At 75.2% G+C, this 19,773-nt stretch carries 18 protein-coding genes; 10 read left to right on the top strand and 8 right to left on the bottom strand.

Features of this window, described 5'->3' with window-relative positions; translation table 11 throughout:
• The first annotated feature begins 134 nt into the window (after positions 1 to 134).
• Genes coxB through qcrB form a run of 9 tightly spaced genes read left to right on the top strand, consistent with a single transcriptional unit; the run spans position 135 to position 8,648 of the window.
• Positions 135 to 1,160 (top strand): cytochrome c oxidase subunit II, encoded by a 1,026-nt coding sequence (coxB, locus tag AWQ70_RS07450; protein WP_067172049.1) that lies wholly within the window; start codon positions 135 to 137, stop codon positions 1,158 to 1,160.
• Positions 1,161 to 1,168: 8 nt separating this feature from the next.
• Complete coding sequence (gene ctaD / locus AWQ70_RS07445) at positions 1,169 to 3,178, top strand: cytochrome c oxidase subunit I (RefSeq protein WP_067172047.1); 2,010 nt, start codon at positions 1,169 to 1,171, stop codon at positions 3,176 to 3,178.
• Positions 3,175 to 3,807: a cytochrome c oxidase subunit 3 gene (locus AWQ70_RS07440; RefSeq protein ID WP_084516619.1), complete on the top strand. Its 633-nt coding sequence runs from the start codon at positions 3,175 to 3,177 to the stop codon at positions 3,805 to 3,807. Before ctaD ends, AWQ70_RS07440 begins: the two co-directional genes overlap by 4 nt.
• Before the next feature lie 10 nt (positions 3,808 to 3,817).
• Positions 3,818 to 4,231 carry a hypothetical protein gene (locus AWQ70_RS07435; RefSeq protein WP_067172045.1) on the top strand — a complete coding sequence of 138 codons (414 nt, stop codon included), beginning with the start codon at positions 3,818 to 3,820 and terminating at the stop codon, positions 4,229 to 4,231.
• The gene (locus AWQ70_RS07430; RefSeq protein WP_067172043.1) at positions 4,228 to 5,169 is read left to right on the top strand and encodes a cytochrome c oxidase assembly protein; all 942 of its coding nucleotides are present in this window, start codon (positions 4,228 to 4,230) and stop codon (positions 5,167 to 5,169) included. The genes AWQ70_RS07435 and AWQ70_RS07430 overlap by 4 nt, the downstream gene beginning before the upstream one ends.
• Entirely contained in the window at positions 5,166 to 5,564 is a 399-nt protein-coding gene (locus tag AWQ70_RS07425; protein ID WP_067172041.1) for a c-type cytochrome, read from the top strand. Before AWQ70_RS07430 ends, AWQ70_RS07425 begins: the two co-directional genes overlap by 4 nt.
• Positions 5,565 to 5,566: 2 nt before the next feature.
• Positions 5,567 to 6,376 (top strand): cytochrome bc1 complex diheme cytochrome c subunit, encoded by an 810-nt coding sequence (gene qcrC / locus AWQ70_RS07420; protein ID WP_067172040.1) that lies wholly within the window; start codon positions 5,567 to 5,569, stop codon positions 6,374 to 6,376.
• The gene (locus AWQ70_RS07415; protein WP_067172038.1) at positions 6,373 to 7,230 is read left to right on the top strand and encodes a QcrA and Rieske domain-containing protein; all 858 of its coding nucleotides are present in this window, start codon (positions 6,373 to 6,375) and stop codon (positions 7,228 to 7,230) included. The genes qcrC and AWQ70_RS07415 overlap by 4 nt, the downstream gene beginning before the upstream one ends.
• On the top strand, positions 7,227 to 8,648 hold the full coding sequence (gene qcrB, locus AWQ70_RS07410) for a cytochrome bc1 complex cytochrome b subunit (protein WP_067172036.1): 1,422 nt from the start codon (positions 7,227 to 7,229) through the stop codon (positions 8,646 to 8,648). Before AWQ70_RS07415 ends, qcrB begins: the two co-directional genes overlap by 4 nt.
• A gap of 255 nt (positions 8,649 to 8,903) precedes the next feature.
• Here the strand turns inward: qcrB and AWQ70_RS07405 are convergent, their stop codons facing one another.
• The 5 genes from AWQ70_RS07405 to ccsA all read right to left on the bottom strand — a co-directional run bounded on the left by AWQ70_RS07405 (position 8,904) and on the right by ccsA (position 13,965).
• Positions 8,904 to 9,809: a cytochrome c-type biogenesis protein CcmH gene (locus tag AWQ70_RS07405; protein ID WP_067172034.1), complete on the bottom strand. Its 906-nt coding sequence runs from the start codon at positions 9,807 to 9,809 to the stop codon at positions 8,904 to 8,906.
• Positions 9,810 to 9,988: 179 nt separating this feature from the next.
• Entirely contained in the window at positions 9,989 to 10,636 is a 648-nt protein-coding gene (locus AWQ70_RS07400; protein ID WP_169808632.1) for a TlpA family protein disulfide reductase, read from the bottom strand.
• 44 nt (positions 10,637 to 10,680) lie between these two features.
• A complete protein-coding gene (locus AWQ70_RS07395) occupies positions 10,681 to 12,630 on the bottom strand; it encodes a heme lyase CcmF/NrfE family subunit (RefSeq protein WP_084516617.1) in 1,950 nt (649 codons plus the stop codon).
• Positions 12,627 to 13,112 carry a cytochrome c maturation protein CcmE gene (locus AWQ70_RS07390; RefSeq protein ID WP_169808631.1) on the bottom strand — a complete coding sequence of 162 codons (486 nt, stop codon included), beginning with the start codon at positions 13,110 to 13,112 and terminating at the stop codon, positions 12,627 to 12,629. The genes AWQ70_RS07395 and AWQ70_RS07390 overlap by 4 nt, the downstream gene beginning before the upstream one ends.
• 85 nt (positions 13,113 to 13,197) lie before the next feature.
• Positions 13,198 to 13,965 carry a cytochrome c biogenesis protein CcsA gene (gene ccsA, locus AWQ70_RS07385; RefSeq protein ID WP_218004452.1) on the bottom strand — a complete coding sequence of 256 codons (768 nt, stop codon included), beginning with the start codon at positions 13,963 to 13,965 and terminating at the stop codon, positions 13,198 to 13,200.
• 219 nt (positions 13,966 to 14,184) lie between these two features.
• Here ccsA and AWQ70_RS07380 point away from each other — a divergent pair, with 219 nt between their 5' ends.
• Positions 14,185 to 15,573, top strand: a complete 1,389-nt coding sequence (locus AWQ70_RS07380; protein ID WP_067172272.1) for a N,N-dimethylformamidase beta subunit family domain-containing protein — start codon at positions 14,185 to 14,187, stop codon at positions 15,571 to 15,573.
• Here the strand turns inward: AWQ70_RS07380 and AWQ70_RS07375 are convergent.
• The 3 genes from AWQ70_RS07375 to AWQ70_RS07365 all read right to left on the bottom strand — a co-directional run bounded on the left by AWQ70_RS07375 (position 15,560) and on the right by AWQ70_RS07365 (position 19,573).
• A complete protein-coding gene (locus AWQ70_RS07375; protein WP_067172028.1) occupies positions 15,560 to 17,287 on the bottom strand; it encodes a carbamoyltransferase family protein in 1,728 nt (575 codons plus the stop codon). The genes AWQ70_RS07380 and AWQ70_RS07375 overlap by 14 nt on opposite strands.
• 70 nt (positions 17,288 to 17,357) lie before the next feature.
• Positions 17,358 to 18,440: a glycosyltransferase family 9 protein gene (locus tag AWQ70_RS07370; protein WP_245646814.1), complete on the bottom strand. Its 1,083-nt coding sequence runs from the start codon at positions 18,438 to 18,440 to the stop codon at positions 17,358 to 17,360.
• A complete protein-coding gene (locus AWQ70_RS07365) occupies positions 18,413 to 19,573 on the bottom strand; it encodes a radical SAM protein (RefSeq protein ID WP_084516645.1) in 1,161 nt (386 codons plus the stop codon). Before AWQ70_RS07365 ends, AWQ70_RS07370 begins: the two co-directional genes overlap by 28 nt.
• Between the last annotated feature and the right edge of the window lie 200 nt (positions 19,574 to 19,773).

The following is a 19,773-nucleotide window of genomic DNA, read 5'->3' as shown; positions in this document are numbered from 1 at the left end:
CAGGGGCAGGACCCCGTCCCGCGCGGCGCGGGGAACGGGCGGCGCGGGGAACGGAGCGTGCGGTGGTGGGACGGCGGACGGCACGGGCGGCGCCCCGCACGGCGCCGCTGACGACGCCTCCGATGACGCCCCCCATGACGCCTCCGACAGCGTTCTCCCTCCGGCGGCGGCTCGGGCGCGCGTGCCGGGCGGCGAGCCCGGCCGCGCCGCTCATGCTGCTCGCCTCGTGCGGGGGCGACTCCCCGTCCACGCTCGCGCCGGCCGGGGCGGGGGCCAGGCGCGTCGCCGGGCTGTGGTGGCTGCTCTTCGGCATCTCGGTGGCCGTGGCCGTCGTGGTCGGGGTGCTGATCATCTGGGTGCTGGCCCGCCGCACCGGGGCGGAGGTCCGGGCGCGGACCGGATCCGGCCGCGCCTTCGTCGTGACGATGGGCGTGGCGCTGCCCGCGATCGTGCTCGCGTTCGTGTACGCCGTCGGCCTGCGCGACCTGCGCGACCTGGCCGACCCCCGCGATCCCCGGGCGCTCCTGGTCGAGGTGGTCGGCCACCGGTGGTGGTGGGAGGTGCGCTACCCCGCCTCCGGTTTCGTCACCGCCAACGAGATCCACGTGCCGACGGGGAGCACGGTGCACCTGCGGCTGACCACGGCCGACGTGAACCACAGCTTCTGGGTGCCCCGGCTCGCGGTGAAGACCGACCTCGTCGCCGGGCGGGTGAACGAGATGTGGCTGCGCGCCGAACGCGACGGCGTCTACCGGGGCCAGTGCGCGGAGTACTGCGGGCTCCAGCACGGCCACATGGCCTTCCACGTGGTCGCCCAGCCGGCCGCCGAGTTCGCGTCGTGGCTGGCCGGGCAGGCGCGCCCGGCGGCCACTCCGCCGGGTGGCGAGGCGGCGCGCGGCCTGCGGGTGCTCCAGTCGGCGTCCTGCGCCTCGTGCCACACCGTGCGCGGCACCCGGGCGGACGGGAAGGTCGGCCCCGACCTGACGCACGTGGGGAGCAGGCGCTTCCTGGCCGCCGGGGCGATCCCGAACACCCCCGGCTACCTGGGCGGCTGGATCTCGAACTCCCAGACGATCAAGCCGGGCAACGCCATGCCGCCGCAGCCGCTGACCCCCGACCAGCTTCGCTCGCTCATCGCGTACCTCGGAACGCTGCGTTAGGAGAGCCCATGAGCATCGTGGACGCGGCGGGGGCGCACCGGGCGGCGGAGGAGGCGGCCGGCGAGCGGGTGGCCCGCCACTGGCCGGAGGGCCACGGCCTGCGCGGGTGGATCACGACCGTCGACCACAAGCGGATCGGCCGGCGCTACATGGTGACCGCCGGGGTGTTCTTCACGCTCGCCGGGATCGAGGCGCTGGTCATGCGCACCCAGCTCGCCCTCCCTGAGGGCAGGGTGGTCTCGCCGGGCGTGTACGACCAGCTCTTCTCCCTGCACGGCACCGTGATGATCTTCTTCTTCGCCACGCCGATGCTGTTCGGGTTCGGCAACTTCCTGCTGCCGCTCATGGTGGGCACGCGCGACATGGCCTTCCCCCGGTTCAACGCGTTCGGCTACTGGGTGTTCGCGGCGGCCGGCCTGTTCATGTTCGCCAGCCTGCTGTTCGGGGTCGCGCCCAACGCCGGCTGGTTCGCGTACGTGCCGCTCAGCGGCGAGCGGTACAACCCCGACCTCAACCTCGACGTGTACTCGCTGGGGCTGCTGTTCCTCGGGATCTCCACGACCGGGTCCGGGATCAACTTCATCGCGACCGCGCTCAAGCTGCGCGCCCCCGGGATGACGCTCAGCCGGGTGCCGGTGTTCGTGTGGGCGCTCGTGGTGACCTCGTTCATGGTGGTCTTCGCGCTGCCGCCGCTGAACCTGGCGAACGCCATGCTGTTCCTCGACCGGCGGTTCGGCACGAAGTTCTTCGTGCCCTCGGGCGGCGGGGACGCGCTGTTGTGGCAACACCTGTTCTGGCTGTTCGGCCATCCGGACGTGTACATCATCGTGCTGCCCGCGCTCGGCATCGTCTCGGCGATCGTGCCGACGTTCTCGCGGCGGCCGATCGCCGCGTACCCGGTCATCGTGCTGGCCACGGTGGCGACGGGGATCATCAGCTTCGGCGTGTGGGTGCACCACATGTTCGCGGTGGGGCTGCCGCAGCTCGCGATGACCTTCTTCTCCGCGGCGAGCATCGTCATCACGATCCCGGCCGGGATCCAGATCTTCTCGTGGCTGGGGACGATGCTGCTGGGGCGGGTCGTGCTCGCCGTGCCCATGATGTGGGCGCTCGGCTTCGTCTTCGTGTTCGTCCTGGGCGGGGTCACCGGCGTGATGTTCGCCATCGTGCCGTTCGACCAGCAGACCACCGACTCCTACTTCGTCGTCGCGCACTTCCATTACGTGCTGTTCGGCGGCGCGGTCTTCCCCATCATCGGCGGCGTCTTCTACTGGTGGCCGAAGTTCACCGGCAGGCGGACGAACGTGCGCGCCGGGCTGTGGTCCTTCTGGCTGGTCTTCGCCGGGTTCAACCTCACCTTCTTCCCCATGCACATCGCCGGCCTGCTCGGGATGCCGCGCCGCGTCTACACCTTCTCCCCCGGCCTGGGCTGGGATCCGTGGAACCTGCTCAGCACCGTCGGCGCGTACCTGCTGGCCGTCGGCCTGCTCGTCACCCTGGTCACGCTCCTGCACAGCCTGCGGCGGGGGGCGCAGGCGCCCCCGGACCCGTGGGGCGGCGAGACCCTCGAATGGGCCACCTCGTCGCCGCCGCGCCCGCACGACTTCGCCGTCATCCCGACCGTGTACAGCCTGCACCCGCTGTGGGACCAGCTGTCGCTCGACTCGTTCGGGGAGGAGAGCCGGTCCCGGCTGCACGTGCTGGACGAGGGCCACGACGTGCTGCGCACCACGGAGCTGGACGCGGAGCCGCAGCGCTCGCTGGAGATGCCGGAGGACACCCCGATCCCGTTCGTCGCCGCGTTCGGGCTGCTCATCGCGTTCACGTCGCTGCTCCTCGGCGGATACTTCGCGGCGATCGCGGGCGCGGCCGTCTTCGGGCTCGCCCTGATGTGGTGGCTGTGGCCGAGGGAACGGCCCGGCGGCTCCGGCGACGGCGGCCCCGCGAAGGGCGGCGGCGAGGGCTCCGGCGAGGAAGGCGGCCGGGCCGGAGGAGAGCGGGAAGGGGCGTCCGCATGAGCGTCACGAGAGGCTCGAAGGCCGCGGAGAGCAAGCGGAGGGCCGCTCCGCACCGCAGGGTCCCGCCCACCGGGCGCACTCCCGCCTGGTGGGGCATGGTCCTGTTCGTCACCACCGAGGGGATGCTCTTCTCCTGCCTGCTCGCCTCGTACTTCTACATCCGGTTCTCGTCCCGGGGGCCCTGGCCGCCCGGCGGGATCGAGAACCCCGAGCTGACCAAACCGCTCGTCATGACCGCGCTGCTGGTGAGCAGCAGCCTCCCCATGCTCTGGGCCGACTGGGCGGTACGGCACGGCCGCACCGGCCAGCTCAAGGGCGGCCTGGCGCTGACCCTGCTGCTCGGAGCGACCTTCCTCGGCCTGCAGGGCAGCGAGTACAAGGAGAAGTTCGAGATGTTCTCCTGGAGCGAGAACGTGTACGGCTCGCTCTTCTACGGCATCACCGGCTTCCACGGGACGCACGTGGCCGTGGGGCTGGTGATGATCCTGTTCACGATCGTGGCGGCGCTGCGCGGCAAGTTCAGCGCCAAGCGCCACGAGAGGGTCAGGCTGGTGGCGTTCTACTGGCACTTCGTCGACGCCGTATGGGTCTTCATCCTGTTCACGATCTATCTCAGCCCGAAGCTGTGAGCGGCGGGCCGTGGCGATGAACCGGACCTCCCACCCGGACAGGGAAGCCCAGCCGTGGAAGCCGTGGCTGCGCGGGCTGGTGCTGTGGTACGGCGTGCTCGGCGGCGTCGTGGCCTGGGCGATCCACCTGGTCACCGCCTGGGGGCTGGTCGAGCTGGTCTGCGGCAGCGGCCACACGACCGTGGCCGGGATGTCGCTGCGCGCCGTGGTCGTCACCGCCACGGTGCTGCCCGCCGCGATCGCGCTCGGCGCGCTCGCCGCCGCGTGGTGGGCGTCCTCCCGCGACCTGGGCGGCAGGGCCGTGTGGAAGACCGACCGGATCCGCTTCACCGCCCAGCTCGGACTCTGGCTCGACGGCCTGTCCGCGGCGCTGATCCTCTTCGGCGGGGGCGCGGTGGCGACGTTCCAGCCGTGCGTGACATGACGGCGCTCGCGCACGGCGACGAGACCGGCTCCTGGGGATGGGACACGATCGCCGTGACCGCCTGGATCGTCCTGGCGGCGGGAGGCTACCTCGCCGGCCTGCGCGTCTTCGCCGGCCGCCGGGCCCGGGCCCTGGGTTCCCCGGACGCCGCGCACCCGGGTCCTCCGGCGCTGCGGGCGGCACGGGCCGCGGGGGCCGGCGCCCGCCGTCTCGGGCGGTGGCGGGTCGCCGCCTTCGCGACCGGCCTGCTCGCTCTCGCCGCCGCGCTGCTGCCGCCGCTCGACCACCTGGCCGACGAGCGGTTCTCCGCGCACATGGGGCAGCACATGCTGCTCATGGTCGTCGCCGCACCGCTCCTCGCCGCCGGAGCCCCCGGGCTGGTGCTCCCGCTCGTCCTGCCGCCGCGCTGGCGTGCCCGGCTCGCCGCCCTCCGGCACGTGAGCCGTACGGCGCTGCGGCCGCTCTACCTCCCGGTCACCGCGTGGGCCGTCCACTCGGCGGTGTTGTGGATCTGGCACCTGCCAGCCGCCTACGACCTCGCGCTCGACGTCGAGCCGGTGCACGTGGCCGAGCACGCCTGCTTCCTCGCCGCCGCCTGGCTGCTGTGGTGGCACGTCGTCACCCCCACGCGCCACCGCCTCTGCCCGCCCGTCGCGATGCTCTACATGTTCGTCACCGCGCTGCCCGCGGCCGCGCTCGGCGCGGTCCTCACGCTGGCGCCCGCTCCGCTGTACCCGTCGCAGGCGGCGGCCGCCGCCGCGTCCGGCGTGAACCCGCTGACCGACCAGCAGCTCGCCGGCCTGGTGATGTGGGTGCCCGCGGACGTCGTCTACTTCGCCGCGATCGTGGTCTTCTTCCTCGCCTGGATGGGGACCGCCGAAAGGGGGAACGACGCCATGACGCTGCCCTCGTCCTCGCCCGGGGAGGCCGGCCGATGAGGCGGCCGGGCGGCGCCGCCGGACGGCGTTTGGTCGTCGCGGCCGCGCTCGCCGTGCTGGCGGTCTGCGCCGCGGCCTGCGGCGTCGGCGGCGAACCGCCGCCCGAGGTGCCCGGCGGCAGCCCCGCCAAGGGGCGGCTCCTCCTCAGCCGGTACGGCTGCTCCTCCTGCCACACGGTGCCCGGCGTCGAGGGGGCCGACGCGCTCGTGGGCCCGCCGCTCACCGCGTTCGGACGGCGCGGCTACATCGCCGGCCAGCTGCCGAACAGCGGGCCGAACCTCCAGCGCTGGATCCGCAAGCCGTCCGCCGTCGAGCCGGGCACCGCCATGCCGGATCTCGGCGTGACCGAGCAGGACGCGCGCGACATCGCCGCCTATCTCTTCACCTTGGACTGACCGTGCCGCCACCGACACAGCGACGGACCACCGCGCGCCGGCTCGCCGCGCGGCGGATCCTCGCGGCCGCGCCTCTGCTCGCCGTACCGCTGCTCGCCGTACCGCTGCTCACCGTGCCGCCCGCCGCGCCGCCGGCCGGCCCGTCCGCCCCCGCCGCGTCGGCGGCGCCGTCCCCGGCGCCGATCTCGCGCGGGCGGGAGCTGTACGGCATCAGCTGCGCGAGCTGCCACGGCCAGCGGGGCGAGGGCACCCAGTACGGCCCGAGCCTGAAGGGCGTGGGAGCGGCGAGCGCCGACTTCCAGCTCTCCACCGGCCGGATGCCGCTGCCGAACCCGCGGGCGCTGCCGAGACGCCGCGAGCCCGCCTTCAGCAGGCGGGACATCGACGCGCTCGTCTCCTACGTCGCCTCGTTCGGGCCCGGCCCCGCCGTCCCGGCGGTGGGCAGAGGGAACGTGCGGCAGGGCCTGGCGATCTACCTGCGCGACTGCGCCGCCTGCCACTCCTCCACCGGCGAGGGCGGCGCCCTGCCCGCCGGGCGGTACGCGCCGTCGCTGACCGCGTCGGACCCCGTGCAGATCGCCGAGGCGGTACGGCTCGGGCCGGGGCCGATGCCGAAGTTCGGCCGGGGGACGCTGAGCGACGACGCGCTCAACTCCGTCATCGCGTACATCCGCTCGATCCCGCGCACGTCCGGGGCGGGCGGGTGGCCGCTCGGCGGCGTCGGGCCGGTCACCGAGGGCGCCATCGCCTGGGTGCTCGGCCTGGGCCTGCTGGTGCTCGTCATCCGGGCGCTCGGGAAGCGGGCCCGATGAGCGGGCGGGGCCGCCCGGGCACGGACCGCCTCGTCGCGGCGGCGTTCGCGCTCACCGTGCTCGGCGCGGTGTTCTTCGCCGCGGTCTACGTCCTCGGGAACCGGACGCAGCTCCTCGGTCTCGCGTTGTTCCTGGCCTTCGCCGGCCTCGCCGCCGGGTTCGCCGTGTGGGCCGGGCGGCTGCTCCCGCAGGGGCCGTACGTGGAGGAGCGGGAGGCGATGATCTCGCCTCCCGAGGCCCGGCGCGTCTTCGCGTCCGAGCTGGACCGGGACCAGGAGCCGGTCGTCCGGGCGGCCCTGCCGCGCCGGATGCTCATGCTCGCCCTCGGCACGCTGGCCGTGGCGTTCCTGTTCCCGATCAGGTCGCTGCTGTTCAGCGGGCCCACGCCGTGGCGCGCGCTCGGCCGTACCGCGTGGCGGGACGGGGTGCGCATCGTGGACGCGGAGGGCAGGCCGCTGCGGCCCTCCGACATCGCGCGCGGCGGGATCGTGACCGTGTTCCCCGAGGGGCGCGTCAAGGACGACCACGCCATGACGGTGCTGGTGCGCGTCGACCCGGCGCGGCTCGCGCTGCCGGGCGGGCGCGGCGCGTGGACGGTGGACGGCGTCGTCGCCTACTCCAAGATCTGCACGCACGCTGGCTGCCCGGTCGCGCTGTACGTGCAGACCGCCGAACAGCTCGTGTGCCCCTGCCACCAGTCGGTGTTCGACGTCCTGAAGGGCGCGCCGCCCGTGGCCGGGCCCGCCGCGCGGCCGCTCCCGCAACTGCCGATCGGCGTGGACGCCGAGGGGATGCTGGTCGCGCGCGGCGACTTCCCCGCCCCGGTCGGCCCGGGCTACTGGAGGACGACATGATCACCAGATGGGCCGTCCGCCGGATGTTGTGGTGGCTGGACGGCCGGCTGCGGATCGCGTCCGTCGCCAGGAAGGCGCTGGCCAAGGTCTTCCCGGACCACTGGACCTTCATGCTGGGCGAGATCGCGCTCTACGCCTTCGTGTCGCTGGTCGCCACCGGCGTGTTCCTCACGCTGTTCTTCGAGCCGAGCCCGGCCGAGACCGTCTACACCGGCGTGTACGGGCCGCTGCGCGGCGCCCGCGCCTCCGCGGCGTACACGTCGACCGTGGCGCTGAGCTGGGACGTGCGGGCGGGGCTGCTCATGCGGCAGACCCACCACTGGTCGGCGCTCGTGTTCCTCTCCGCGATCGTCGCGCACCTGTCGCGGATCTTCCTCACGGCGGCGTTCCGCAAGCCGCGCGAACCGAACTGGCTGATCGGGCTCACGATGTTCCTGCTCGGCATCGCCACCGGCTTCGCCGGGTACTCGGTGCCCGACGACCTCCTGTCCGGGACCGGGCTGCGGATCGCCTCCGCGACGCTGCTGTCGGTGCCGGTGGCCGGCCCGTGGGCGGGCTTCCTGCTCTTCGGCGGCGAGTTCCCGGGGACGTCGATCATCCCCCGGCTGTACATCCTGCACGTGCTCCTGCTCCCCGGGGCGATCGCCGCCCTGATCGGCGCGCATCTCGCGATCCTCGTACGGCAGAAGCACTCGCACTTCCCCGGGCCGGGCCGCAACCAGGACAACGTGGTGGGGTCGAAGATGTGGCCGACGTACGCGTTCCGGTCCCTGGCGCTGCTGTGCGCCGTCTTCGCGGTCACGTTCGGCCTCGGCGGCCTGGTCCAGATCAACCCGGTGTGGGTGTGGGGGCCGTTCCGGCCGTCGGCGGCCACCTCCCCGGCGCAGCCCGACTGGTTCCTCGCCTGGGTCGAGGGGGCGCTCCGGCTCTTTCCTCCCGTGGAGTTCCGGGTCTTCGGCTATCTGGTCCCGGCGCCGTTCCTGCCGGGTGTGGTCATGCCCGGGCTGACCTTCCTCGTGCTGTACCTGTGGCCGTGGCTGGACCGGCGGATCAGCGGCGGCCGGGGCCGCCACCAGGTGCTCGACCGGCCGAGGGACAGCCCGGCCCGGGTCGCGGTCTGGAGCTGGGCCGTCGCGTTCTACGGCCTGCTGCTGCTCGCGTCGTCGGACGACGTGGTGGCGCGCTACTTCGAGATCCCCGTCTTCGGGATCGTCCGCACGATGCGGGCCGTCGTGCTCGTCGTCCCCGTCCTGGTCGCGATCGTGGCGTACGCGCTGGCGAAGGCGCTGCGCGCCGATCCGGGGGCGACGCTGCTCGACCTGCGGTGGCGGCAGGTGGCCGCCGCGTTCCGCCGCCGGCGGCCGGAGGCGCGCGCGGAGCGGCCCGCCGCGTCCGGCGGGGAGGAGGCGGGCGCGTGAGGTGGGACGACCGCGTCGAGGTGTGGCGGCAGCCGGACGGCTACTGGCGCTGGGAGTACGTCCGCCCCGCCGACGGCTCGTCGGGCGAGGTCCGGCTGCTCGCCAACATGGCGTACGAGGACCGGGAGGAGGCGTGCCGGAGCGCGGCCGCCGCCTACGCCGGGGTCCCGATCCACGACGCACCGCGGCGGGGCGCGTCCGGGCGCGGGGGCGCCCGGCGGATGGCACGCGCCGTGCTGCTCGCGGCCGTCGCCGTCACCGTGTGGCGGCTCCAGCGGGCCCTCTCCCGCCGTGCCGTACGGCGAGCAGCCGGCGCACCTGCGCGACGGCGGGATGCCCGGGCGGGGCGAGCCGGAGGAACCGCCGGAGTGTGCGCCTCCCGGCGGGCGGGTCGGCGGTGAGCTCGGCGGCTCCGAGGACCAGCAGGAGCTCGTCGTCGCGCGGGGAGCGCGCGAGCAGGGGCCGCAGCAGGGAGACGGCCTCGGCCGGGCGGCCCGCCTTCAGCAGGGCGAACCCGAGGAGGCGCGGGATCCGCCGGTCTCCCGGGAGCCGGGCGGCGGCCTCTCGGAAGGCCCGGACGGCGCCCTCGGCGTCTCCCAGGGAGTCGAGGGTCCGGCCGAGGGAGACGAGGTCGGCGGGCGTGTCCGCGCGCGGCGCGGCGGGACGGGTGTCGTCCCCGCCCGTCCGGGCCGGCAGCGGCGCGAGGACGCCCGCCGTCACGGCGGCGACCGCCAGCGCGATCCCCGCGCGGACCGAGTGCCGGGGAGGGGGCCCGGGGCGGCGGCGCGGACGCGGCCTCCTGCGGAGGAGGAGCACGAGAGCGGCGGCGCACCCGGCGCCGAGCACCGCGACGGGAAGCGCCCACAGGATCGCCGACGCCCCCGACGCCGGCGGGGACAGCAGGAACGCCTCGCCGTAGCGGCCGGCGAAGAACCGCCGGATCCGCTCGGGGTCGTGCCCCTGCCGGAGCTGCCGCTCGATCTCCGCGCGCACCGCCCGCGCCATCGTCGAGGACGACTCGGCGGCGGACAGGCCCTCGCAGTCGGGGCAGCGCAGGCCGGACGCGATCTCGGCCACCCGGCCGGCGAGGTCCGGCGGCCCCTGGTGGGCCGACCGCCACATCACCAGCGCCGCGGCGGCCAGCAGTACGGCGAGTGCCACGGCCGCCAGGCGCCCCCTCCGGCCGCCGCGGCGCCGGCTTCTCCCCGGAGGCGCATCGGAGGCGAGGGCGTCGTAGGTGACGTCGTAGGGACTCCTCCCAGGAGGCGCATCGTGGGTGACGTCGTGGGCACTCGTCCCAGGAGGCGCGTCGGGCCGACGTCCGGACTCGCGGCGCGCGGTCACGCGGCCAGTTCCGGCAGAACGTTGGCGTCGATCCACTCCTCGGTGAGCGGCCCGACCCGGCGGCGGACGATCACGCCGTTCCGGTCGAGCAGGAAGGTCTCCGGCACTCCGAACGCCCCCAGCTCGACGGCGAGCCGCCCCTCGGGGTCGAAGAGGTGGGGGAAGCCGGTCGCGCCGAACTCGGCGAGGAACGCCCGCGCGGCCTCCCGCCCGTCGCGCGTGTCCACGCCGACCACGCGCAGCCCCCCGCGCGCGTGCCGCCGCGCGATGTCCAGGAGCAGCGGGAACTCGTCCCGGCACGGCCCGCACCAGGACGCCCACACGTTGACCAGCACGACGTGCCCGCGCAGCTCCGACGTCCGGAACTCCCGGCCGTCCAGGGTGGTGCCCGCCAGGTGCGGGACGCGCCGGATCACCGCCGGGTCCGTGCTCCCCTTCCCGGCCAGGCCGTACGCGAGGACGGCCGCCAGGGCCGCCGCGAGCGCGACGACGACGGCGGGGCGGACCCACCGGGCGCGGCACGGCGTTCGCTCCCCGCCTCGCGGGGCCGCCGCCCCCGGCGCTCCGGCCGGATCTCCCGTCGACGCCCCCAACGGCCCGCGTCCCGCCGGATCCCCCGATGGCGCCCGCGAGATGTCCCTCATCGGGCCTCCGGCCGGACCCTCCGATGCCGCCCGCGGCGTGTCCCTCATCGTGCCCCGGCCCCCTCTCGTGCCGCGCCGGGAGCGCCGGCCGGCGCGGCGAGGGCCGCCCTCCGACGCCGTGGCACGGCGGCCACGCCTCCCGCCACGAGCAGTGCGCCCGCCGTCCACAGGAGGGCCATCAGCGGGTTCACGGCGACGCCGATCTCCGCCGACCGCGTCGCGGGGTCGATCTCCGTCACGGTGATGTACACGTCGGCGAACGGCCCGGTCCGGACGGCGGGGTTCGCCACCGGAGGGGCGCCGGTCGCCGGATAGAGCACCAGCGACGGCCGGAACACGCCCAGCGGGCTCCCGTCCCGCGACAGGCTCACCCGGGCCGCGCCGGTCAGGCTGTCGCGGGTCCGCTCCTCCTCGGTGCCGTCCAGGCGCACCCGGTAGCCGCCGACGTCGAGGACCTGTCCCGTCGCGAGCCGGGCCCGCCCCTCCTGCGCGTACGCGGACGAGCCGGTGATCGCCACGGCGGCCAGCGCGATCCCGGCGTGGACGAGCAGGCCGCCGAGCCGCCTGCGGTCCACGCCGCGCCGCCACCGGACCGTCTCGGCGGCGCGCACGGCCACCGCGGCCAGGGTGAACGCCCCGAGGCCGAACGCGAGCAGCGGCAGCGGCCGGTGGCTCCCGGTCAGGCCGAGCACCGTGACCGTGAGCGCGCCGAGCGCGAGGGGCACGCGCAACCGCCGGGCGAGGACGCGCCGGTCCGCCCGCGCCCACGGCACCAGCGGGGCCGCCGCCATCAGCGCGAGCAGCGCCAGCGCGGGCGGGATCGTCATCCGGTCGAAGTACGGCGGGCCGACGGCCACCGGCGTCCCGCGCACCGCCTCCACGACGAGGGGGGCCAGCGTGCCGAGCACCACGGTGAAGGCGAGGGTCACCAGCAGCACGTTGTTGACGAGGAACAGCAGGTCGCGGGAGAAGCCGGGCCGCAGCCCGGGGCCCGCGCCCGGCCGGTCGGCGTGCCGGGCGAGCAGCCCGCCGGTCGCGACCAGCGCCGCCGTGAGCAGGCCGAGCAGCGCCGGCCCGATGGCCGACGTGGTGAACGAGTGGACGCTGCTCACCGCCCCGCTGCGGGTGAGGAAGGTGCCGAGCAGCACGAGGAGGAACGCGGCCACGGCGAGGGAGACGTTCCACCGCCGCAGCGCGCCACGCCGTTCCTGGACCATCAGCGAGTGCAGCAGCGCCGTGGCCACGAGCCACGGGACGAGGGAGGCGTTCTCCACCGGGTCCCACTCCCAGTAGCCGCCCCAGCCGAGCACGCCGTACGACCACCAGGCGCCGAGCACGATGCCGGCCGTCAGGGGGATCCAGGCGACCAGCGTCCAGCGCCGCATGGTGCGCACCCGGTCGCGGCCGGCGTCTCCCGCGAGCAGGCTCGCCACGCCGTACGCGAACGGCACGACCAGGCCGGTGTAGCCGAGGTAGAGCAGCGGCGGGTGGATCCCCATGAGCGGGTGGCCGCGCAGCAGCGGGTTCGGCCCCGGCCCGTCGGCCGGTACGGAGGAAGGTACGGGGGCGGCCGGCTGGAACGGGTTCGCGGCGAGCAGGGTGAGCGCGAAGAAGCACGCGCACACCAGCATGATCACCGTCATCGCGACCGGTCGTCGCGGGTCGTCCGCCCGTTCGCGGCCGGCCGCCCACGCGAACCCGGCGAGCGCGAGCAGCCACAGGACCATGGAGCCTTCGAGCCCCGACCACAGGCTCGTGAGCGTGTAGTACGGCGAGACGTCCCGGCCCCCGTGCCCGGCCACGAAGCCGACGCCGAAGTCGCGGGTGAGCAGCGCCGTCTCCAGCACGGCGAACGCGGCGGCCGCGCAGGCGAGCGCCGCCGCCGTGGCGACGCGGGCCGTACGGCGTCCGCCGGACCGGGGCCAGGCGAGCGCGGCCACCGCGGAGGCCGCCGCGCCCAGGGCGAGCGCGAGGGTTCCGAGCAGGCAGTTCACGGGGTGGCGGCCTCGGCTCGGTACTCGTTGGAGTGCTTGACCATCAACCGGTCGGAGTGGAAGAGGCCGTCGGCTCCGGCGACACCCTCGACGACCGCCCCCTGGCCCTCCCGGAAGATCGCCGGGCGCTCACCCCGGTAGGCGACCCGCAGGACGGCGGCGCCGTCGGAGAGCCGGAACCGCAGCACTCCGCCTTCGTCGTGGACGGAGCCGGGCACGACCAGCCCGCCGACCCGGGTCCGCGGTCCGGTGTCCGCCGGGCTCCCGGCGATCTCGCTGGGAGTCCGGTAGTAGACGAGCCCGTCCCCGAGCCCCGAGACCGCCAGGCAGGCGAGCACGACCCCGGCGGCGGCGACGAGCAGCAGCGGCAGCCTCGACCGCACCCGCCCCGACGACGGCCCCGACGGCCCGGACGACTCCGGCGACCCCGGCGACAACCCCGGCGACAACCCCGGCGACGGCCTCGACGACCCGGCCGTCACGACCGCCGCCTTCCCGACCAGAGCGCGTAGCCGCCCCAGGTCAGCGCGGCGAGCAGGTAGCCCGCCCACGCCCAGCCCGGCCCCGTCACGCCGCCGCCCTCAGGGGCTCCCGCTCGACGACCTCGGGCCGGGCCGGGTTCGCGGGCGCGGTGCCGAGCGCCCGGTACCGGCGCGCCACCACCCAGGCCCCGGCCAGCAGGAACGCCGCCACCCCGGCCAAAAGCGCCACGAGCATCGGCGGGTCGACCGGCACCGCCCCGGACGGCTTGAGCAGCGACGGCGGCTGGTGCAGCGTGCGCCACCACAACACGGAGAAGTGGACGACGGGCATCGCGGCGGCCACGGCCGGGCCCGCCAGCGCCGCCCGCCGCGCGGGCGCCCCCGCCTCACCCGGCCAGGCCCTTACGGCGAGGCAGCCGAGGGCCAGCAGCAGCATCGCCGCCGTGCTGACCAGGCGCGGGTCCCAGGTCCACCACACGCCCCACACGGGCCGGGCCCACAACATGCCCAGGGCGATGGTGAGGGCCGTGAGGCCCGCGCCCAGCTCGGCGGCGGCCCGGCCCAGCCGGTCCCACCGTTCGGTGCGGCGGGCCAGGTAGAGGACGTTGGCCGCGAGCATGACGGCGAAGGCCGCGTACGCGGTGAGCACCGCGGGCACGTGGACGTACATCAGGCGCTGGGCCTCGCCCTGCACCGCGTCCGCCGGAGCGGCGAAGAGGCCGAGCGGCACGGCGACGGCGGCGGCGACCGCCGCGGCCGCTCCCAGCGCGCGTACGGCGGTCGCCCCACCCGCCCTCGTCCGGTCCCCGGACGGTCTGGACGACCGGGAAGACCTGGAAGACCTGGAAGACACCGTCATCCCCCCACAGGCAGTAGTCCCCCGGAGGCTAGTGACGGGTCCGCCGCCGGGGCCGCCGCGCCTCGCCGGTACGGCCCAACCGTGGAGGTGAGATGACCTGAGCGGGAGCCACCGGCGTCCCGTGCGCGGTGTTCCCACGGGTCGGAGGGAGGGTAGATCGTTGTGCGGCGCCGCCGTTCCACCTGGCGGCCGTCGGACGCCGGGGAGGACGAGATGATCAGGGGCTATGTCGAGCAGCCGAGCCCCCGCGCCGGCGACCGGCTGACGCTGCGGGCGGCGACCGACGCGCCCGAGTTCCGGGTGCAGTTCCACCGGTGCGGCGCCGAGCTGGAGCCGTGCGGCACGTCGGAGTGGCTGCCCGGCCGGGCGGCCCCGCAGCACCTGCCGTTCCAGGACTGGGGCGTGCCCGGCGCGGGCCTCGGCGGGGAGCCGCTGGACGGGTGGGCGGGCTACCGGCTCCGCGCCCCCGACCGGCCCGGCGTGTACGTGGCGATCCTCGTCGAGGGGGACGGCGACGGGCGCGAGACGGCGGAGCCGGACCGGACGACGGCCGACGGCCGGGAGGCCAGGGCCCTGTTCGTGGTGCGTCCCCCGCGTCCCTCGGCGGACATCCTGTACAAGATCCCGCTGCTCACCTATCACGCGTACAACGTGGTGGACGGCCGGACGTACGACCCGCGGACCCGGCGCGGCCACTGGTGCCTGTACAACACCCCGGCGCCGGAGGAGCTGCCGGTGGAGCCGGTGCCGGGCGTGGGGCTGCACCGGCCGGGCGGCGGCACCGGCGGCACGCCGTGGGACATCGGGAACTTCGACCCCTTCGACCCGACGCCGCGGCAGACCTTCGTCCACTGGGACGGCCGTTTCATCGCCTGGATGGAGCGAAGGGGGTACACGGTGGACTACTGCACCGACCTGGACCTGCACCGGGAGGGGGCGGCACTGCTGCTGCCGTACCGGCTGCTGGTGAGCGCGGGGCACGACGAGTACTGGAGCGACGCGATGCGCGCGGCCGTCGAGGGGCACGTGGCGGCGGGCGGCAACGCGGCGTTCTTCGGCGGGAACACCTGCTGGTGGCGGGTCGTCTTCCACGACGACGTGACGTTCTCCCGGGTGGGGGTGTGGCACGAGACCGGGCGGCCGGAGAACGCGCTGATCGGCGTCAGCTTCCGCAACGGCGGCGAGCGGGACAGGGACGAGCATCCGATCCCCGTCGGCTACCGGGTCCAGCACGCCGGGCACTGGGTGTACGACGGCACCGGCGTCCGCGACGGCGACGTGTTCGGCGAGCGGGAGCACCTGATCGGCTACGAGTGCGACGGGGCGGAGTTCGACCGGAACCTGCTGGCGGCGGGTGTGCCGGTCGTGCCCACCGGCGCGGACGGCACCCCGCGCGACTTCACCATCCTCGCCGTCGGCGACACCCGGCCGAGCGGCTGGGGTCACGGCAACGCGGCCGCGACGATGGGCGTCACGGCGGGCCTCGACGGCCGCGGCACGGTGTTCAACGCCGCCACCACCGACTGGGCCCGCGCGCTGACCGGTTCGCCCGTCGTCGAGCGGGCCACCCGCAACGTCCTGGACCGGCTCAGCCGGGGCTGAGGGGGACGGGCGGGGCGGGGGCCTCCCAGTCCTCGCCGGGGACGGGCGGCTCCTTGCGCTTGCGGATCAGGTAGGGCGGCAGCACGAGGGCGTGCAGGTTGGTCTTGCGCAACGTCTCGATCGAGTGCTCGGGCGTCTCGGTCAGCGGGTCCCCGGGGCCGTTGAGCGAGGTGTTCACGAGCACCGGGCAGCCGGTCCGCTCGTGCCACCGGGTGAGCAGCGCGTGCAGGAAGGGGGTGGCCTCCGGCTCCACGGTCTGCAGCCGTGCGGTGCCGTCGACGTGGGTGATCGCCGGCAGCCCTTCCCGGTACGGCGGCCGCACGTCGGCGGCGTACTGCATGAACGGCGCGGGCCGGTCCACGTCGAAGATCCGCTCGGCGTGGTCGGCGAGCACGAGCGGGGCGAGCGGGCGGAACCACTCGCGCCCCTTCACCTCGAAGTTGATGTAGTCGCGCATGTCGGGGCTGCGCGGGTCGCCGATGATGCTGCGGTTGCCGAGCGCCCGGGGGCCGGACTCGCTGCGTCCCTGGTGCAGGCCCACCACGCGCCCGGTCTCCAGCAGCTCCACCGTCGCGGCGGCGAGGTCGGGGGGCCGCTCGGCGACGAGGTCGTCGGGCAGGTCCCGGACGGCCGCCTCGATCTCGGCGTCGTCGGGCTCCGGCCCGAGGAAGTCGTCGGTCCAGCGGAACCCGCTCTCCCGGCCGAGGCAGGCGATCAGCCCGTACAGCGCGCAGCCGACGGCGGTGCCGCCGTCGTGCGGGCTGGGCGGGATGAACACCTCGCGGAACGGCGACTCGCGGATGAGCAGGCCGTTGGCCGTGCAGTTGAGCGCGGTCCCCCCGGCGAAGACGAGGTCGGGCAGCCCGGTGCGGTCGTGCAGCCACTCCGCCAGCCGTGCGAGCGCCTCCTCGAACGCCCGCTGCCCGGCGGCGGCGAGGTTCGCGCAGCGGGCGAAGCGGTCCGCGCCGTCGGGCACGTAGCGGTAGGCGTCGCGGTCCCGGGTGAAGGCCCGCATCCACTCACCGGGTATGAGGACCTCGTGCCCGCGCACCTCCAGGCCGGGCAGGCCGAGCGCGTCCGGGTCGCCGTACGGCGCCAGCCCCATCACCTTGCCCTCGTTGCCCTCGCCGGTGGGCCAGAGCATCTTGGTCAGCAGCGCGTAGAAGCAGCCGAGCCCGGCCGGGCGGGCCCAGTCGCCGTCCCAGAGCTGTTTGGCCAGGCACTCGACGCGCCCCTGCTCGCAGCGGTAGAAGGAGGCCACCTCCAGCATGTCCTCGCCGGTGCCCGGGGGCAGGTCCACGTCCTCGGTGAGGTCGCGTACGCGGCTGCCCTGGGCGTCCACGACCAGGCCGGCCGCGCGGTCGAAGGGCGAGGGGGGAAAGGCGCTGTACAGGTGACTCAGGTGGTGCGAGACAAGGACGATCCGGGCGTCCGGCCTGAGGTCGAGCGTCGCGCGCAGCTCGTCGCGGTACGCGCCGAGGTTGGCGATCTCGGTGTCCGACGAGTAGCCCTCGACGACCAGATCGACGGGCTCGGTCAGGATCGGCATCCGGGGCAGGTACCGGTCGGGCAGGTCGCCGAGCCGCCCCCAGTGGTGCTTGCGGCGGCTGACGCGCTCCTTCTGCAGGCTGTACACCTCGGAGTCGCCGCGCGCGACCGCGATCGATCCGTCCTGGGTGCGGTTGACTCCGACGACGATGGGAACGTCCGCCATCCTGGGCCTCCCTGCCTGGGAATCACCCCTGCCCGTACCCGAAATCCGGATAAATCCATCCCCAGGGGATTTAAGGGAACAATCTGGGCGCGCCGTCGAGGACGCGCGCGGCGGCCTCCAGCACCTCGTCGACCGTGATCGCGAGCAGCGCCGGGTCCGGCACGTCGGTCAGCACGTCCCGCTCCCCCGTGCCGTGCCAGAGCGCCGCGTGCACGGGCTTGCGCGGCGGACCCCAGATGCGCGGCGAGGCCGGACCGAAGAGCACCACCGAGGGCCGCTCGTAGGCGCTCGCGACATGCGCCACCCCGGTGTCCCCGCTGACTACGAGCGACGCCCCGCGCACCAGCGCGAGCAGCAGCTCCAGGTCGGTCCGCCCGGCCAGGTTCGCCTCCGGCGACAGCCCGGCGGCGGCGGCGACCCGGGCCGCCGTCCCCCGTTCGGCCGCCGTCCCCGTCACCACGACGGCGTGCCCACGCGCCGCGAGCGCCCCGGCGACGGCGGCGAACCGTTCCGGCGGCCACCGCTTGCTGCCGTAGGCGGCGCCCGGATGCACGACCGCCGCCCCGGGACAGGGGCTCGGGACGGACGGAGGGGCCAGCAGCAGATCGCCCTCGTCGGCCTCCGCCCCGTCCGACCGCACCAGCCGGCACCACCGGGCCGTCTCGTGCTCCACATCCCGTACGGGAGGCCCGTCCGGGTGCCCGGCCTCGGGGCAGGAGAAGGCCACCAGGCGGCGCGGCCGGATCGCGAGCAGGGCCCGGACGCTGTCCGGCAGCACCCCGCACAGATCCACGGCCACGTCCGGCTCCCGCACGGGCGGCGGGTGCGGGCCGCGGTGCGGGACGACCTCGTCCACGACGCCGGTCAGCCGGGCCACCGGGGCGAGGGCTGCGGGGACGGCGAGCGTCAGGCGGTGACCGGGATAGCGCCGCCGCAGCCCGCGCAGCGCCGGCACGGCCACCAGCAGATCGCCCAGGTTGAGCGCGCGGAACGCCAGCAGGCGGGGAGGCGTCGAGCCGGTCGCTCTCGAGCCGGTCGCTGTCGAGCCGGTCGCTGTCGAGCCGGTCGCTGTCGAGCCGGTCGGTGTCGAGCCGGTCGGTGTCGAGCCGGTCGCTGTCGAGCCGGTCAGAAGGTGCCCCGGTAGAGGGCGCACCCGCGGCAGACCTCCGGCGGGTCGTCGCCCATGAGGCGGCGGCGGAACTCGCGGTAGGCCGCCCCCTCCCAGATCTCCGCGAAGGACTGGCTCCGCAGGTCGCCGAGCGTGGCCCGGTCGTCTCCCATGACCATGCAGCACGGCTGCACCACGCCCTCGCTGGTGACGTAGACCGCGTCCCAAGGCCAGCCGCACCCGGGCTCCCCCGGCGCCCGGGGCGAGCGCCGTCCGGACAGGTCGGGGAGCCTGAGCCGTACGCCGTACTCCTCCGCCACGGCGGCGGCCTCGGCGAAGGCGCGCGCCGAGCGGATCCGGTCCCCGCCCCGCCACAACGACTCCGCCTCGGTGAAGTCGCGGATCCCCGCGTACGCGCCGCCCGCGTCCTCGAAGGTGTGCGCGAGGTTCTGCACCCGGATCTCGTCCACGCCCCAGCCCGCGAGCAGCCGTACGGTGTCCGCCAGCTCCTCCATGTTGCGCCGCATGGCGACGAAGACGACCCGGGTCCACGGCAGCGGGGAGCCGGCGGCCTTCTTGGCGGCCCACAGGCTCCGGATGTTGGCCGCGACCGCGGCGAAGCTGCCTCCGTCGCGGATCCCCTCGTAGGTCTCGGCCGTGGCGCCGTCGAGGGAGACGCGCACCCAGTCGACGCCGAGCTCGACGAGCCGCGCGGAGCGTTCGGGGGTGAGCAGGGTCGCGTTGGTCGTGAACCCCGTCCTGACGCCCCGCCGCTTGGCCTCGGCGATCATCGGCAGCAGGTGGGGCGACAGCAGCGGCTCGCCCAGCCCCTGGAGGGTGAGCAGGCGCAGCCCCGGCAGGGCGTCCAGGAGCCGGTGGAAGAGCTCCAGCGGCATCGCTCCCCGGATCCGGTTCACCGGCGGCCGGTAGCGGACGAGGCACATCCGGCAGCGCAGGTTGCACGCCGAGGTCACCTCGAGCTGCAGGTGCGACGGCGGCGTGGGCCCCTCGCCCGGCGTGCCGCGCGCCTCCTGCTCGGCGCGCGTTCCCGGCGGCCCGGGTGAGGGCGCGGCAGGGGGCTCGGGAGGGGGCCCGGGCGCCCCCGGAGAGGTTCGGGACGCGCCGGGATCGAGGGGGGAGATCCGTCGATGGCTCTGCCGTTCCGGGTGACCGACCATGGCGACCTCCATGGGCGGGTTACCCGCCCGGATCCGGGAGTAACGCCGCTTCCAGTGATCCCGGCGGTTTCCCTGATCCCGGCGGGTCCTGTGATGCCGAAACGCCCCGGTGATCCGGGCGGGTCCGATGATCCATCCGGGTCTGGTGATCCCGGCGGTTCCGGTGATCCGGTGATCCGGGCGGGTTCCGGCGGGTGCGG

The sequence above is a fragment of the Microtetraspora niveoalba genome, from assembly GCF_001570405.1.
GTDB lineage: Bacteria > Actinomycetota > Actinomycetes > Streptosporangiales > Streptosporangiaceae > Microtetraspora > Microtetraspora niveoalba.
The sequence above is the reverse complement of the archived record's forward strand: the minus strand, read 5'-3'. Positions and strand labels throughout refer to the sequence as shown.

What these genes read in the sequence shown, in the direction of transcription:
- coxB (WP_067172049.1), top strand. Translation starts at nt 135, where the DNA reads ATGACGCCTCCGACAGCGTTCTCCCTCCGGCGGCGGCTCGGGCGCGCG.
- ctaD (WP_067172047.1), top strand. Translation starts at nt 1,169, where the DNA reads ATGAGCATCGTGGACGCGGCGGGGGCGCACCGGGCGGCGGAGGAGGCG.
- AWQ70_RS07440 (WP_084516619.1), top strand. Translation starts at nt 3,175, where the DNA reads ATGAGCGTCACGAGAGGCTCGAAGGCCGCGGAGAGCAAGCGGAGGGCC.
- AWQ70_RS07430 (WP_067172043.1), top strand. Translation starts at nt 4,228, where the DNA reads ATGACGGCGCTCGCGCACGGCGACGAGACCGGCTCCTGGGGATGGGAC.
- AWQ70_RS07425 (WP_067172041.1), top strand. Translation starts at nt 5,166, where the DNA reads ATGAGGCGGCCGGGCGGCGCCGCCGGACGGCGTTTGGTCGTCGCGGCC.
- AWQ70_RS07415 (WP_067172038.1), top strand. Translation starts at nt 6,373, where the DNA reads ATGAGCGGGCGGGGCCGCCCGGGCACGGACCGCCTCGTCGCGGCGGCG.
- qcrB (WP_067172036.1), top strand. Translation starts at nt 7,227, where the DNA reads ATGATCACCAGATGGGCCGTCCGCCGGATGTTGTGGTGGCTGGACGGC.
- AWQ70_RS07400 (WP_169808632.1), bottom strand. Translation starts at nt 10,636, where the DNA reads ATGAGGGACATCTCGCGGGCGCCATCGGGGGATCCGGCGGGACGCGGG.
- AWQ70_RS07380 (WP_067172272.1), top strand. Translation starts at nt 14,185, where the DNA reads ATGATCAGGGGCTATGTCGAGCAGCCGAGCCCCCGCGCCGGCGACCGG.
- AWQ70_RS07375 (WP_067172028.1), bottom strand. Translation starts at nt 17,287, where the DNA reads ATGGCGGACGTTCCCATCGTCGTCGGAGTCAACCGCACCCAGGACGGA.
- AWQ70_RS07365 (WP_084516645.1), bottom strand. Translation starts at nt 19,573, where the DNA reads ATGGTCGGTCACCCGGAACGGCAGAGCCATCGACGGATCTCCCCCCTC.